At 39.0% G+C, this 14,217-nt stretch carries 11 protein-coding genes and 1 tRNA gene; 2 read left to right on the top strand and 10 right to left on the bottom strand.

Annotated features, from left to right (window positions below; all coding sequences use genetic code 11):
* Positions 1–57: 57 nt before the first annotated feature.
* On the bottom strand, positions 58–1,026 hold the full coding sequence (locus H8S40_RS04355) for a calcium/sodium antiporter (RefSeq protein WP_186864661.1): 969 nt from the start codon (positions 1,024–1,026) through the stop codon (positions 58–60).
* Positions 1,027–1,463: 437 nt separating this feature from the next.
* On the opposite strand from H8S40_RS04355, the gene H8S40_RS04350 reads away from it, so the two are divergent.
* Positions 1,464–3,140, top strand: a complete 1,677-nt coding sequence (locus H8S40_RS04350) for a putative bifunctional diguanylate cyclase/phosphodiesterase (protein WP_186864660.1) — start codon at positions 1,464–1,466, stop codon at positions 3,138–3,140.
* Between the two features lie 103 nt (positions 3,141–3,243).
* Here the strand turns inward: H8S40_RS04350 and H8S40_RS04345 are convergent, their stop codons facing one another.
* The 9 genes from H8S40_RS04345 to H8S40_RS04305 form a co-directional block, all read right to left on the bottom strand.
* A complete protein-coding gene (locus H8S40_RS04345; protein WP_186864659.1) occupies positions 3,244–4,296 on the bottom strand; it encodes a sulfate/molybdate ABC transporter ATP-binding protein in 1,053 nt (350 codons plus the stop codon).
* A 51-nt stretch (positions 4,297–4,347) separates the two neighbouring features.
* Complete coding sequence (gene modB / locus H8S40_RS04340; protein ID WP_186864658.1) at positions 4,348–5,052, bottom strand: molybdate ABC transporter permease subunit; 705 nt, start codon at positions 5,050–5,052, stop codon at positions 4,348–4,350.
* A gap of 86 nt (positions 5,053–5,138) precedes the next feature.
* Entirely contained in the window at positions 5,139–6,029 is an 891-nt protein-coding gene (gene modA, locus H8S40_RS04335; RefSeq protein ID WP_186864657.1) for a molybdate ABC transporter substrate-binding protein, read from the bottom strand.
* A 328-nt stretch (positions 6,030–6,357) separates the two neighbouring features.
* Positions 6,358–7,302: a molybdopterin adenylyltransferase gene (gene mog, locus H8S40_RS04330; RefSeq protein WP_186864656.1), complete on the bottom strand. Its 945-nt coding sequence runs from the start codon at positions 7,300–7,302 to the stop codon at positions 6,358–6,360.
* A gap of 2 nt (positions 7,303–7,304) precedes the next feature.
* The gene (gene moaA / locus H8S40_RS04325) at positions 7,305–8,294 is read right to left on the bottom strand and encodes a GTP 3',8-cyclase MoaA (protein ID WP_186864655.1); all 990 of its coding nucleotides are present in this window, start codon (positions 8,292–8,294) and stop codon (positions 7,305–7,307) included.
* A gap of 69 nt (positions 8,295–8,363) precedes the next feature.
* Complete coding sequence (locus H8S40_RS04320) at positions 8,364–9,383, bottom strand: molybdopterin-binding protein (protein WP_186864654.1); 1,020 nt, start codon at positions 9,381–9,383, stop codon at positions 8,364–8,366.
* Between the two features lie 184 nt (positions 9,384–9,567).
* Positions 9,568–10,404 carry a PRD domain-containing protein gene (locus H8S40_RS04315; protein WP_121056492.1) on the bottom strand — a complete coding sequence of 279 codons (837 nt, stop codon included), beginning with the start codon at positions 10,402–10,404 and terminating at the stop codon, positions 9,568–9,570.
* 166 nt (positions 10,405–10,570) lie between these two features.
* On the bottom strand, positions 10,571–12,748 hold the full coding sequence (locus H8S40_RS04310; RefSeq protein WP_186864653.1) for a PTS sugar transporter subunit IIABC: 2,178 nt from the start codon (positions 12,746–12,748) through the stop codon (positions 10,571–10,573).
* 205 nt (positions 12,749–12,953) lie between these two features.
* Positions 12,954–13,025, bottom strand: a tRNA-Gln gene (locus tag H8S40_RS04305).
* 221 nt (positions 13,026–13,246) lie between these two features.
* Between H8S40_RS04305 and H8S40_RS04300 the strand changes: the two genes are divergently transcribed.
* A complete protein-coding gene (locus tag H8S40_RS04300) occupies positions 13,247–14,056 on the top strand; it encodes a Cof-type HAD-IIB family hydrolase (RefSeq protein WP_186864652.1) in 810 nt (269 codons plus the stop codon).
* Positions 14,057–14,217 lie beyond the last annotated feature (161 nt).

Raw genomic sequence — 14,217 nt, 5'->3', positions numbered from 1 at the left:
TCGACTACGATTTTTCTTTTTTATAACTCTATTCCTTATGAGATATCTCACTTGTTTCTATCTCATAAACACGTAAAGGAAAAATGCAAAATAGCAAACTAAAAAGAAAATTCCTTCTTTTCTTTGAATCTCGCGTTTGCTGATTGCTGATACATACACGACGATACTTGCTATAATTAAAATGATTGTATCATACACCGCTGTCACATCGAGTGTGATTGGTGTGATAAAGGAAGACACTCCAAGTATCAATAAAATGTTGAAAATGTTTGAACCGACAACATTACCTACTGCAAGATCATTTTCTCCTTTTCTTGCTGCTACAACAGATGTAACCAGTTCTGGAAGTGATGTTCCAAGTGCTACAATTGTAAGCCCGATAAATGTCTGGCTCCATCCAAATGTCAATGCGATATTCGATGCGCTGTCTACGACCAGATTGCCACCCCACACGATTCCGATTAATCCGATTACGATATAAATGCCGCTTTTTAGCGGGCTCATCGTCTTATACTCTTCCTCTTCCATATCTTTTGCTTCCGCTCTGGAGCGAAGTGCGGATTTTACGGTTGCATATATATAAAGAACAAACAAAATCAAAAACAGTAAGCCTGCCCATCTTCCCAGGACAAATCCCTGGTTTCCGTCCAATATTTTCATAATAGAAAAGTCAGAATCTACAAGCAGTAAAATAATTGTGATCAATATTGAAAATGGAAACTCTTTTTTGAGCAAAGACCATTTTGCCGCCACGGGTTTTACCAATGCACAACATCCCAAGACAACCAACAGGTTAAAAATATTAGAACCCAGCACATTGCTGACTGCCAGGTCGTTACTTCCCCGAAGTGCTGCCGTCACACTGACTGAGAGCTCCGGCATACTTGTTCCAAATGCTACGACTGTAAGACCGATGATGATTGTCGGCACCTTTAATATTTTTGCCACGCTGGAGCTTCCGTCCACGAAAAAGTCTGCCCCTTTGATTAACAATACAAATCCGATGATCAATAATATATAATCCATATTTTTTCTCCTTCATCCTGCGTAATTCACGTATCTTTCATGATAAAATCCAATGCATTTTCTGTCAAGGAACTTCTATTTATTTTCACATAAATTTTCGCATAATTTTTCTTATGAGCTTTGTTTTTCGCTATAGCTTTTATATTAAATCTAGGTTATAATAAATTAACAGTTCTATTATTCTTCAAGTCGAGCAGACGCGAGACTTGGCGCGTGATTCTGGTCAGCGTAAGCTGACACATTCTTTACAGAATCACTGCGCATCCTCGCGGAGCGTTTATCTCAGTCAGAGATTGGACTCCCACTGAGACAAATTTACTGTTACTCACCACCTGAAAGAGGTGGGAGTCTTCTCGACTGAGATAAATTTTACAGCTACTCTGTAAATCGTAACTCATTTTTATTCTCAAAATCAGAGTATAGGGGGAATGTCCATCATGAAAACACTCAATCCTAACCGGAACGATTTGAAAAAAATTGCCGCTACGCGTGTTCCAGAACTTTTGTATCAAAGCGAATATTCTTTTGTCGGTTTAATTGACCTTAATCACCATACGATCAGCAGATGTCGTCTTGATGCTAAGTCCGGTGAAGATTTTCTTACTTCCACTGATTCTTACGAACGGATTTGTGAATTGATGAAGCGTCTTCATATTTCCCCGGCAGATTATGATTATTTTGATTCTCATAATCCTCTGACAAAAGTCAAACATGCTTTGGATACACAAGGCGACTATAGTTATACCCTGCATCATATAAAAAATGATAAAGAGCTGATTGTACGCTACAATTTTGTTTATTTTGATAAAGAACAACAGCTTGTTTTAAGCACAATCCAGGATATCAGCTATCTTGCTTATCAGGATTTTTTAACCGGCGATTTGAATCGTATTGGATTTTACCACATCGTTTCGAATATTATTAAAAATGATCCTCACACTGACAAGTTTTCTCTTCTTTTTATTGACTTCAAGGAATTTAAAGCATTGAATGAGATTCTTGGATTTGAGGGTGGCGATGCGTTTCTCCATCATTTTCATAATGAGCTTCGGAATTGCTTCTTGCATCCAATTGCTGCTGCAAGACTGACTTCCGATCATTTTGTCTGTCTTATAGAACGTAAATATCTGGACTATGAACAATTGACAAAGCTTTTAAAGCAATCCTTCACATATCATGATAAAAATATTCTTATTTTTGCGAAATGTGGTATTTATCATATTCATGACCGGCATGTTTCTGTAAATGGAATGTGTGACCGTGCCCATCTGGCATGTCAGCATATTGAGAACGAATATTTACAGCCTTATGCCATCTATGATTTGAAGATGAAGGAAATCTATATGGCACAGTCCCAGATTCGACGCAATATCGGACAGGCTTTGGAAAATAATGAATTGCAGGTGTACTATCAGCCAATCTTTAGTGCTGCAACAGATAAGATTGTCGGCGCAGAAGCTCTGATTCGCTGGATTCACCCGGAAAAAGGGATGATTTCCCCAGACGTTTTCATTCCTACGCTTGAAAAAAATGGGCATATTTCGGTATTGGATAAATTTGTATCTGACATGATTTCACTCTTTCTGCACCGGCGTCATGATGCCGGCAAAAAGGTAGTTCCGATTTCTATGAATATTTCACGGATGGATTTTTATGATCCTGATATGTTAAGTGCACTTGTAGATGAGTTTTCAAACGACGAATTTCTTTGTTCACATAAGATGTTAGAGCTTACTGAAAGTGCTTATATTTCTATTAACAATCTGGATTTACATCCTTTGAGAAAGATTCAGAATCAAAATGTACGCATTTTATTAGATGACTTTGGAAGTGGATTTTCTTCTTTCAGCACGATTACAGACTATGATTTTAACATTTTAAAACTGGATATGGAATTTGTACGTTCTATTGGGAAGAATCCAAAAATTGAAGCTGTCCTGCACACCATCATTTCCATGGCTCATGAACTTGGCATCAAGGTCATTGCCGAAGGTGCTGAAACCAACGAGCAGGTAAACTTCTTAAAATCTGTGAACTGTGATTTTATACAGGGATATTATTATTCCAAGCCGGTCCCACAAGATGTTTTTGAGAAGATGTTAGATGAGCTATAACAATTCATATTACCTATCCATTCTATACAAAAAGTTCTCTTTCGGAAAATGGTTTTCACACTTTCCAAAAGAGAACTTTTCATTTGTTTTTGTATTAAAAACATTATTTTAGAAACATTAATCTTTCTTCTGTAATCTGAAGATACTCTGGCAAACCATTTGTCTCAACTACATTTTCCTTTTCTCTCTGTACAAACCAGCAGATAGAAGGTGTCTTCGGATTTGCTGGATTTAAATAATACTGATTTTCAAACGGAAGTTCTGACATGCTTTTTAATCGTACCTCTATACAATTTTCTTTTTTTTCTCCCCATATCGGCACAAAATCATGTGCACGGTACCCGATGCAGGTACACCCTTTTGGCACTTCCTTTTTCAGCTGTAATGTAACTCCCCAATCCGGCAAAATAATTTTATTCGGAGATTCTGTGTATTGCATTTCAGCAAAATTTTTACATCCGGTCAATTTTGCTGCTGCGCGATATTGAGGGTTACTAAAGATTACTTTTGTCTTTCCGGCTGTGATTACACTTCCCTGATCCAAAATCAGCAGCTCTTCACAAAAGCGATATACTTCGTCGCGGCTATGAGAAACCATAATTACTGTTCCTTCGTAATCCTTCAACAGCTCTTCAAGTTCCTGTTGCAAATGGTCTTTCAAAAATACGTCCAATGCAGAAAACGGTTCGTCTAATAATATCACATCCGGGCTGTATGCCATGATTCTTGCCAGCGCAACCCTTTGCTGTTGTCCTCCTGAAAGTTGTCCGGGCAGACGTTTTAATAATTCCTGAATCTGAAATTTTTCTGCCATCTCCCTGACTCGTTTTTCTTTTTCCTGCTTACTTCCTTTTAATCCTGCCGCAATATTTTGAGCTACCGTCATCGTTGGAAATAATGCATAGTTTTGAAATAAATATCCTATTTTTCTTTTCTGTGGCTTTAAATTCACTTTATTTTTGGAATCAAACAGTACATGTTCGCCAATCTGGATTTTTCCTTCTGTCGGAGTTTCAATCCCGGCAATGCTTTTCAATGTCATACTTTTTCCGCAACCGGAAGCGCCCAGAATCCCAATTCTTTTTGATGTGCTTTCAAACTTTACATTCAACTCAAACTCCCCGAGCTTTTTCTGGACATCTACACTTATTGCCATTTTTTGTCTCCTTTTTATTAGCGTTTCGTCTGTTTTACTTTTCACCTGGATTTACCAGCGTTTGACTTGTTTCATTTTCTTACCTGCAATTATGTTCATTAACACAACAATTCCAAATGCAATTGCCATCACAATTGCAACCCACACTCCGGCTGTCAGGTAATCTCCGTCTTGAATGACCATTGCAATCTTCTGTGAAATGGTTCCTGTCTTTCCGGGAATATTTCCGGCAAGCATCGATGTTGCACCGTATTCGCCAAGTGCCCTTGCAAATGTAAGGATTGTTCCGGATGCAATTCCCGGTCCGGCAGTCGGGATGACTACCTTCCAAAATATTTTCAAATCGGACATTCCAAGTGTTCTTCCTGCATAAACAAGATTTACATCGATTTGTTCAAAGGCCGCTCTTGCATTTCGATACATCAATGGAAATGCAATCACTGTCGCTGCAATTATGCAGCCAAGCCAGCTCTGAACAACCTTAATATCAAACGTTTCATATAAGAAGATTCCAAACGGACGACGTCTGCTAAATATAAGTAGCAGGAAAAATCCCGCTACTGTCGGAGGCAAAACCATCGGAAGCGTCAGGATGCCATCCAGCACTGCTTTTACTCCAGGCGATGCTTTTACAATTTTGCGTGCAGCAAAAATACCTAAAAAGAAGGAAAATATCGTTGCTACAATTCCTGTTTTTAATGAAATCCATAACGGACTCCAGTCTAATGTCTTGATGACCTCTATCACTGCTTCCATGTTTTTCCTTTCTGATGAGTATCCGCTATCAGCAAATGCCATCTTTTTCTGATTTTTTGTTTATTCTTCTGAGCGAAATATACTGCTTATTCTACGTTTGTATCGAAATAGTATGAATCAAATACTGCTTTTGCTGCATCTGATGTGATAAATTTGATAAAATCATCAGCAGCTTTGTTTTGTACTTCATCGGCTTCGTCATTCCAAACGCGTGCGATTGGATAGATTACATTTCCTGTCAGATCGTAGCTTACTTTCTGAAGAATATCCAGTTTGTCTTCATATCCATATGTATCTGAGAAATATGTTGTTCCAACTTCACAAGAACCTTCTACAACTGCTGCAAGTACTTTACTTACGTTATCCTGCTCGCTGATTTCAACTCCGCCTAAAGCATCTGAAATTTCCTGTGTTGTGATTGTTGATACATCATCTACTTTATTTAATGTTCCGAGATTTACAAGTGTCTGGCGAGTATATTTGCCAACCGGAACGCTTCCGCCTGCCAGAGCGATGCTACTTGCTTCGTTTAAGTTTTCAAGTCCTGTGACCTTTGTACCACTGTCTTTTAATGATACTACAACTACCTGGTTATTTACAACATTTGCACGAGTTCCATCTACTACAAGTCCGTCTTTTTCCAGCTGATCCATCTGTTTCTGAGCTGCTGAGAAGAAAATATCACATTCGTAACCTTCTTCAATCTGTGTCAGCAATGTGCCTGAACTGTCTGCGTTGTATGTGATTTTTACTTCTGGATGTTCTTTGTTGTATTCTTCTGCAAGCTCTGTCATAACTGTGTTTAAGCTGGCTGCGATAAATACCTGGATTTCTGTTTCTTCGGCATCATCTGTTTTTGCTGTCTCTTCTGTTTTTATTTCTTCTTTCGTATCTTTCGAATCTGAGCTTCCGCCACATCCTACAATTCCTGCTACCATTGCTGACGCAAGCATCATTGCTAAAATTCTTTTTTTCATCCTGTTCCTCCTTGATGACTTTGTGTAAATATTTGTTGCATGCGAATATTTTTTCTAAACCATTCGCTATGCAAAATAGAAAGCAGTTAGGGCGCTGCTTCTATTTACAATCATTCTATTCAGACCTCGCTAAGCGTTGTTTTTCTTCGCTAACACTCCGAACAGCGGCTCGAAAAGACCTCGCCTGCTGTCGTAGTGTACGGTAACGCTAAGCTCGAAAATACCTCGCTAAGCGTTATTTTTCACGCGGTAACACTCCGAGCAGCGGCTCGAAAACACCTCGCCTGCTGTCGTAGTGTACGGTAACGCTAAGCTCGAAAATACCTTGCTAAGCGTTACCGCATTCTCCATCTGTTCCGCGAAGGATTCCAAGGCCATGCCCCAGTGCCGGAAGGATGTATTCTAAGCTCTCTTTTACTGCTTTTGGACTTCCCGGCAGGTTGATGATCAATGTTTTCTTTCTGATTCCAGCTACAGCTCTGCTAAGCATTGCGCGATTTGTAATGCTTAAGGAATAGTTTCTCATTGCCTCAGCAATACCCGGTGCCATCTTGTCGCAGACAGCGATTGTTGCTTCTGGTGTTACGTCTCTGTCTGCGAATCCGGTTCCACCTGTTGTAAATACTACATTGATCTGTCTTTGGTCTGCCAGTCTGCAAAGCTGTCTTTCTATCTTTGCTTTTTCATCCGGCAAAATCATTTTTTCTATAATCTGATATTTAGAGTCTGTACATTCTTCTAATATCTGCTGAATCATCGGACCGCTTTTATCTTCGCGTTCTCCTGCATAACCTTTATCACTTAATGTAACGATTGCTGCGGTAAATGGTCTGTCTTTTGGCAGTGGTAACTGAATAACTTCATCACCTGGTTTTATCACGCCGCCTTTTATAATTTCTGTAAATACGCCTTCACGTGGCATGATGCAATCGCCCATCTTTTTGTAAATTTCACAGTGGCTATGGCAATCTTTTCCTATCTGTGTTAACTCTAAAATTGCTTCTCCTATCTGAAATCTTGTTCCTACCGGAATTGTTCGAAGATCAAATCCTTCTACAAGAATATTTTCTCCAAAGGCACCGTAATCAATTTCTGCACCTTTTTTCTGGAACTCATCAAACTTTTCAAATGAAAGCAAACTTACCTGACGATGCCATTTCCCTGCATGTGCATCTCCTTCAATTCCCCAGTTTTCTTTTAAGACTGCAGATTCAATACTGTGCTTCTGCGTTCCTTTTTTTTCACTAATGCAAATTGCAATTATCTTTCCCATTTTCAACCACCTATTTGTATCATATCTTTCTTTTCTGTAATATCATCCAAATGCTCAAAACAATGTTGTTCTGGTTTTTCCAATATTGCTGTCTCTAATCTTTGCTTCAGCATTCTCTTCATATCTTCTGTTCCGATTTTTTCTCCGGAATCTCTTAGTATTTCTTTTAGATTATAAGATTTTCCATAACATAAACACGGCTTAATCATCCCCTGTGATGTCAGGCGTATTCTGTTGCATTTATCACAAAATTTTCCATGTATCGCACTGATAAATCCGATGCTTCCTTTAAATCCCGGTATGTGATAATATGTTGCCGGTCCATTTCCATGAACTCTTGTATCCTCTTCTAAATCCGGGTATATTTCCCTGATTTTTTTCTGGATGTCTTCATTATATATTGTTTCAAATTGTTTCCCGTAACCAATTGGCATCATCTCGATAAAACGTACATCAATTGGCAGGTCTTTCGCCAAGCCGATCAACTGCCCCCATTCCGCATCGTTTTGTCCTTTTTGCAATACGCTGTTAATCTTAACACGTATCCCGGCTTTTACTGCCGCCTGAATCCCTTCTAGCACACTCTCTAATTTATCTTTTCCTGTAATTTCTTCATAATTACATCTACTCAACGTATCAAGACTGATATTCACCGCATCCAGCCCATTTTCGCAAAGCTCTGACATCTGCTGTGCCAAAAGTATTCCATTCGTCGTCAGTGTCACCTCTTCAATTCCCGGTATTTGTTTTATTCGGCCAATGAGTGCAGTACATCCCCTACGTACCAACGGCTCTCCGCCGGTAATTTTTATTTTTTTTATCCCCAGTTCTGCCGCCGCACAACAAATTTCTTCTATTTCTTCAAAAGAAAGAAGGTCTGACATTGACACCAGATCAACCCCATCCGGCATACAGTATCGGCAACGAAGATTGCAACGGTCAGTAATGGATATTCTCATGTATTCAATTGTTCGTCCATATCCGTCAATCATTGTCCTTCCCCTTCTACACATCTCTTGTTTGCATGTTGCCAGCCTGCTTCTTACTTGCCTGCATTTCCTTTATTTTCCGAATCCGCAATTAGGAAATATACAGACCGGGCAAGACAGACACAATCCACCTTCGCCAAGTGTATCTATATCTTCTTTTGTTACTTTCTCGCCTGTCATCAGTCTTGGTAATACAAGGTCAAATATTGTTCGCTTTGCATACATTACGCATCCCGGAAGTCCAAGTACAGGAATTGTCTCATTATAATAGGAAAGCAAGAACATTGCTCCCGGTAATACCGGTGCTCCGTAAGTCTCGACCTTTGCACCTGAATTACGGATTGCCAACGGTGTCTTATCGTCTGGATCTACGCTCATTCCACCCGTACAGATAATCATGTCTGCACCTTCATCGAGCAATTCGCGGATATAACCTGTAATACGCTCCGGGTTATCATCACTTACATGATGTCCGATGATCTCGGTATCAAATTCTGCTAATTTTTCTTTGATAACCGGTGTAAATGTATCTTCGATACGCCCATGATATACTTCATTTCCAGTCGTTACGATTCCAACTTTTTTGTATAAATATTTACGCAGTTCGAAAATCTGTCCCTCACCGCCAGCTTCTTTTGCATGCTCCATCTTTTCTTTCTCGATCACAAGAGGGATAATACGCATTCCCGCAAGCTTATCGCCTTTCTTCACTGGAAAATTGCCATGTCTGCTGGCAATCATCATTTCACCGAGACTGTTAATGCGATTTAATTTTTCTGTATCTACTTTTAATACGCCATCACATTCTGCAATCAGTTCAATCTTTCCTTCTTTAATCTGAGATGGAGCCATGTTATCATTCTTACACATGTCATAAAGCACCAGTGCCGCATCATTTTCATGAAGCATATTTTCATTATTCTCCCAGATATAAATGTGGTCCTTTCCGACACTTAACAATACCGGAACGTCTTCTTCCCGGATAATATGCCCTTTGCGAAATACAGCATCTTTTTTTACGCCTTTGATGATCTGTGTGATATCATGGCATAAAATCTGGCCTACTGCATCCTCTGTCTTCATTAATTTCATAATTATTCCCCTTTTAATATGTCGTTTGTTATTTTTTTACTAATCGCATAGTAAAAAAATTTTTAATTTCAAAAAAGAGCTTGTCAGCCTTTTCAGGAAAGGTTGCCAAACTCTTTTTTAGCTTCTCTAATTTTTTTCAGATTATCACATTTTGCATATATTGTCAATTAATAAACGAGGATTTTTAGTTATTTTCACCGGAATTGTATACTCTCTCAATATGCATCGCCAGATATCCGATTTCTCGTTCACCCGGCTGAACGCCGATATTCTCACCCAAATGGTCACAGACTGTTGTCGCAATTGCAAATGCTTTTGGGAATTTTATTTCTATATAATCATTGATATTAACCTTAAGTTCTTCACCGCGCAAAAGTCTTGCCGCCATATATTTCACATGATTCATCAAACGATTATAATCCAGCGTCATAACATCAATTTTTTTGCCCGTTTCTGTCTCTATAATGCTTACACATTCACGAACGGTTCGTGCCATCTGCATTGCCACTGATACTTTCTCATCTTCTATCGCAGAATGGACATGCAAGGCTACATAGCCAATCTCATCGTCTCCAATCTCTATCTGCATCCTGTCTGATAAAACCTTCTTCAATACAGATGCGACCTGAAATTCCTTATAAAATAGAGCATGTATATCACCTGTCAGGGGATTACTGATCTGTTCTCCGTTTTTCATCCGTGCAACTGCAAAGGATATATGGTCTGCCAACGGAAATAAGATTCTCTTGTCAATATTTCCGAAAGTATGCTCTGCTTCTTTGAGTACTTCATTTGCAATTTCCAAAAATACAGGGTCCACACTTTTAACAAGCGATGCCGCACTCCCTCGTTCTGTATCATTTTTCAATGAATATCTTGTACAGTCAGAAGGTGCTTCAAATCGTTGACTGACTTTCTTCCCAAATCCAATTCCTTTTCCAAGCAGGACATACTCTTGATTTTCTTCCATCTCTATTGCGATAACACCATTGTTATTGAGTACTTTACTCACCCGATACATATAAATATTCCCCCTGACCATTTCATTTCCTAAAGACTAAAAACAGCGTAACAAAATCTCGCCAAAATGTAAAGTACCTCGGCCTAATTTGGCCGAGGCAGATACATCATTAGCTGCTGTTCATGAGTACTCGCAAACAGCAACACATCTCATCATTTTAAATCGCCTAATATAGATCTATTGCAAACAGCGGCTCTCCTGCTTTAATCTCGCCTTTAGCAAGTAAACGGATTTTCTGATTGTCATCTAAATCTGTACATAATACCGGTGAGCATAAAGATGGGGCATGCTCAGTCAGATATGGGATATTGATTTTCATCATCACATCTCCCTTTTTCACCTTCTGACCATTTTCTACAAACACCTCAAAACCTTCTCCATTGAGTGATACTGTATCAACTCCGACATGGATTAAAAGTTCAACACCGCTTTCTGTCTCAAATCCAATTGCGTGTTTTGTATCAAATACAAATGCCACTTCTCCGTCTTCCGGTGCTGTAATAATTGCATCTGTTGGTGTAACTGCCGCTCCATCTCCCATCATACGTCCTGCAAATGCTTCGTCAGGTACCGCTGAAAGGTCAGCTGCATTTCCTGTGATAGGGCTGGAAATAATGATTGTGCTTTTTGCTTTTGTTTCATTTTCCGCATTTTCTGAAACTGTTGTTTCTTCTGTTTTGGTTTCTGTATTTTCCAGAACTGTTGTTTCTGCATATGTGTCAGGTGCTGTTTCCAGATAATCTTCCAGATTTGATTTGATTACTGTCACATGTGGTCCGTAAATAATCTGAACCCCCTGTCCTTTTTTCACAATTCCTCTTGAACCTGTCTGTTTCAAAATTTCATCATTTACACGTTCTGTATCGTATACCGTAATACGAAGTCTTGTTGCACAACAGTCAACATCACTGATATTTTTCTTGCCGCCAAGACCTTCTGTGATCATCTCGCTGATGGCATCCTTTGAGCTGGTCTCAGAAGTTTTCTGACCTTCTTTTCTGGCATTTACATCGGCCTTTGTATATAATTTTGTCTCTACATCATCGTCCTCACGTCCCGGAGTCTTCAGATCAAATTTTTTAATTAAAAATGTAAAGATCACATAATATAAGATAAAGTAAATAATACCAACCGGGATGATTCTTACCCAGCTTGTCTTTGCATTTCCCTGTAAAATACCAAACAGGAACAAATCAAGAAATCCGCCTGAGAATGTCAGACCTACCGCAATATTTAACATATGTGCGATCATATAAGCGGCTCCGGCCAATACAACCTGTACTGCAAATAACATTGGAGCTACAAATAAGAAAGAAAATTCAATTGGCTCTGTAATACCTGTCAACATACTTGCAAGTGCTGCAGATAATAAAAGTCCGCCTGCCTGTTTCTTCTTTTCCGGTTTTGCACAGCGATACATAGCGAGTGCTGCTCCCGGAAGTCCGAAGATCATGAAAATGAATTCTCCTGAGAAATATCTTGTAGCATCGGCACTAAAATGTGTTATATTAGCGGAATCTGCAAGCTGTGCAAAGAAGATATTCTGTCCTCCCTGAACCATCTGTCCTGCAACTTCCATTGTTCCACCAACTGCTGTCTGCCAAAATGGCATATAGAACACATGGTGCAGTCCAAATGGAATCAAGGCTCTCTTGATAATACCAAAAATCAGTGTCCCGAAATATCCTGTTCCTGTTACAAGTCCGCCCAGTGCATAAATACCATTCTGAACTGCCGGCCATACAAAATACATTAATATTCCGACAAACATATAAACGATTGTAGAAATGATCGGCACAAATCTTGAGCCGCCGAAAAATGATAATGCATTTGGCAATACAATTTTATGGAATCGATTGTGAAGTGCCGCAACACCCAGACCTACAATAATTCCTCCAAACACACCCATTTGCAGGCTCTGGATTCCACAAACTGATGCAACTGTTCCTTCCAGCACATCTTTCGCAATTGAACCATCTGTAAGAATCTTTCCATTAATGGAAAGCATTGCGCTAATGGATATATGCATAACAAAGAATGCAATCATAGAAGATAACGCTGCAACTTCTTTTTCTTTCTTTGCCATACCAATTGCAACACCTACCGCAAAGATCAGTGGCAGGTTATCAAAAATCGCACTGCCGACTTTATTCATAATTGTCAGCAAGGCATGGAGCACGGTTCCGTCTCCCAACACTTTTTGAAGATGGTATGTTGCGATTGTTGTTTCATTTGTAAATGAGCTTCCAAGTCCAAGCAATAAACCTGCTACCGGAAGAATCGCGATTGGAAGCATAAAGCTTCGTCCTACTCTCTGCAGGACACCAAAAATTTTGTCTTTCATGACATTTCTCTCCTTCTTGTTCTTTTTTAAGATCCATAAATATCACGTTCTATATTATTTTGAAAGAATTGTCTTTTTTATTAGTTATCAAAGAGTGTTTTTAATTTTTATGTTGATAATAAACAAAAAAGACATTAACCCACACAAATATACTCTCGTAATATTCATGCTTGGTTAATGCCTGCCGTGCAGTAACACACCATAGCTACGGAAAAGGGACTTGAACCCCTACTAACAGAGTCAGAGTCTGCTGTGCTGCCAATTACACCATTCCGCATCAGTTATTAAGTTTGTTGCTTATCAGCTGCAACTCCATTAATATAACAGACTCTGAAAGAAAAAGCAAGTACTTTTTTAATTTTTTTAAGAAATATTTTTGTTGCCTAACAGCCAACCTATTTTTCCTATTCAATTGACAAGATTTTTCAAAGAATTTATACTGTTATTGTACATATTCACGTAATACGTGTACTATCAATTTTAATTTAGGAGTTGTTTATGAAGTACGAAATGCTTGTCCTTGATTTGGACGGAACCCTCACAAATTCAAGGAAAGAAATCACCCCTGCCACAAAGCAGGCTCTTATAGAAATTCAGGAAGCCGGAAAAAAGGTGGTTCTTGCCAGTGGACGTCCGACATGTGGTGTTGTGCCACTCGCAAAAGAATTAGAACTTGACCGTTTTGGAAGCTATATTCTTTCTTTTAACGGTGCACTTATTATCGACTGTGCAACAAATAAACCGATCTATAATAAAACTCTGCCTCGTGAAGTTATTGCACCAATTTTTGAATATACCAAAAATTATCCGGGACTGGATATTATTTCTTATGAGAATGATTGTGTCATTTCCGGAATTAAGGTAAATGAATATACGGAAAAAGAAATGTTTATCAATAAAATGCCCGTGAAAGAAGTCGACAATTTTGTTGAATATTTGGATTTTCCGGTAAACAAGATGCTGATTCCGGGTGAACCGGCTGTATTGGAGAAATTAATGCCAGAATTAAAGCGTAAATTCCATTCACTTTTAAATATTTACCGTTCGGAACCATTTTTCTTAGAGATTATGCCACAGAAAATTGACAAGGCAAACTCTCTGCAGAAATTGCTCAACAGTATCGGTCTGACCGCCAACTCTATGATATGCTGTGGTGACGGCTTCAATGATGTTTCTATGATTGAATATGCCGGACTTGGTGTTGCTATGGAAAATGCTCAGCCAATTGTAAAGGAACATGCGGATTTTATTACTCATTCGAATGATGACGACGGAATTCTTCATGTTATCAACACATTTATGAGATAAGAAAAGAGATATTCACATTATGCATTCAAGTCGAGCAGCTGCGAGACTTGGCGCGTGATTCTGGTCAGCGTAAGCTGACATATTCTTTACAGAATCACTGCGCATCCTCGCGGAGCGTTTATCTCAGTCGGAGATTGGACTCCCACTGAGACAAATTTGCT

Source organism: Ruminococcus hominis (genome assembly GCF_014287355.1).
Taxonomy (GTDB): Bacteria; Bacillota; Clostridia; order Lachnospirales; family Lachnospiraceae; genus Schaedlerella; species Schaedlerella hominis.
Note: the sequence above shows the minus strand (reverse complement) of the source record. Positions and strands in the feature narration are given on the sequence as shown.

Excerpts from the sequence above, each read along its gene's own strand:
- H8S40_RS04355 (WP_186864661.1), bottom strand. The coding sequence starts at position 1,026 with ATGGATTATATATTATTGATCATCGGATTTGTATTGTTAATCAAAGGG.
- H8S40_RS04350 (WP_186864660.1), top strand. The coding sequence starts at position 1,464 with ATGAAAACACTCAATCCTAACCGGAACGATTTGAAAAAAATTGCCGCT.
- H8S40_RS04345 (WP_186864659.1), bottom strand. The coding sequence starts at position 4,296 with ATGGCAATAAGTGTAGATGTCCAGAAAAAGCTCGGGGAGTTTGAGTTG.
- modB (WP_186864658.1), bottom strand. The coding sequence starts at position 5,052 with ATGGAAGCAGTGATAGAGGTCATCAAGACATTAGACTGGAGTCCGTTA.
- modA (WP_186864657.1), bottom strand. The coding sequence starts at position 6,029 with ATGAAAAAAAGAATTTTAGCAATGATGCTTGCGTCAGCAATGGTAGCA.
- mog (WP_186864656.1), bottom strand. The coding sequence starts at position 7,302 with ATGGGAAAGATAATTGCAATTTGCATTAGTGAAAAAAAAGGAACGCAG.
- moaA (WP_186864655.1), bottom strand. The coding sequence starts at position 8,294 with ATGATTGACGGATATGGACGAACAATTGAATACATGAGAATATCCATT.
- H8S40_RS04320 (WP_186864654.1), bottom strand. The coding sequence starts at position 9,383 with ATGAAATTAATGAAGACAGAGGATGCAGTAGGCCAGATTTTATGCCAT.
- H8S40_RS04315 (WP_121056492.1), bottom strand. The coding sequence starts at position 10,404 with ATGTATCGGGTGAGTAAAGTACTCAATAACAATGGTGTTATCGCAATA.
- H8S40_RS04310 (WP_186864653.1), bottom strand. The coding sequence starts at position 12,748 with ATGAAAGACAAAATTTTTGGTGTCCTGCAGAGAGTAGGACGAAGCTTT.
- H8S40_RS04300 (WP_186864652.1), top strand. The coding sequence starts at position 13,247 with ATGAAGTACGAAATGCTTGTCCTTGATTTGGACGGAACCCTCACAAAT.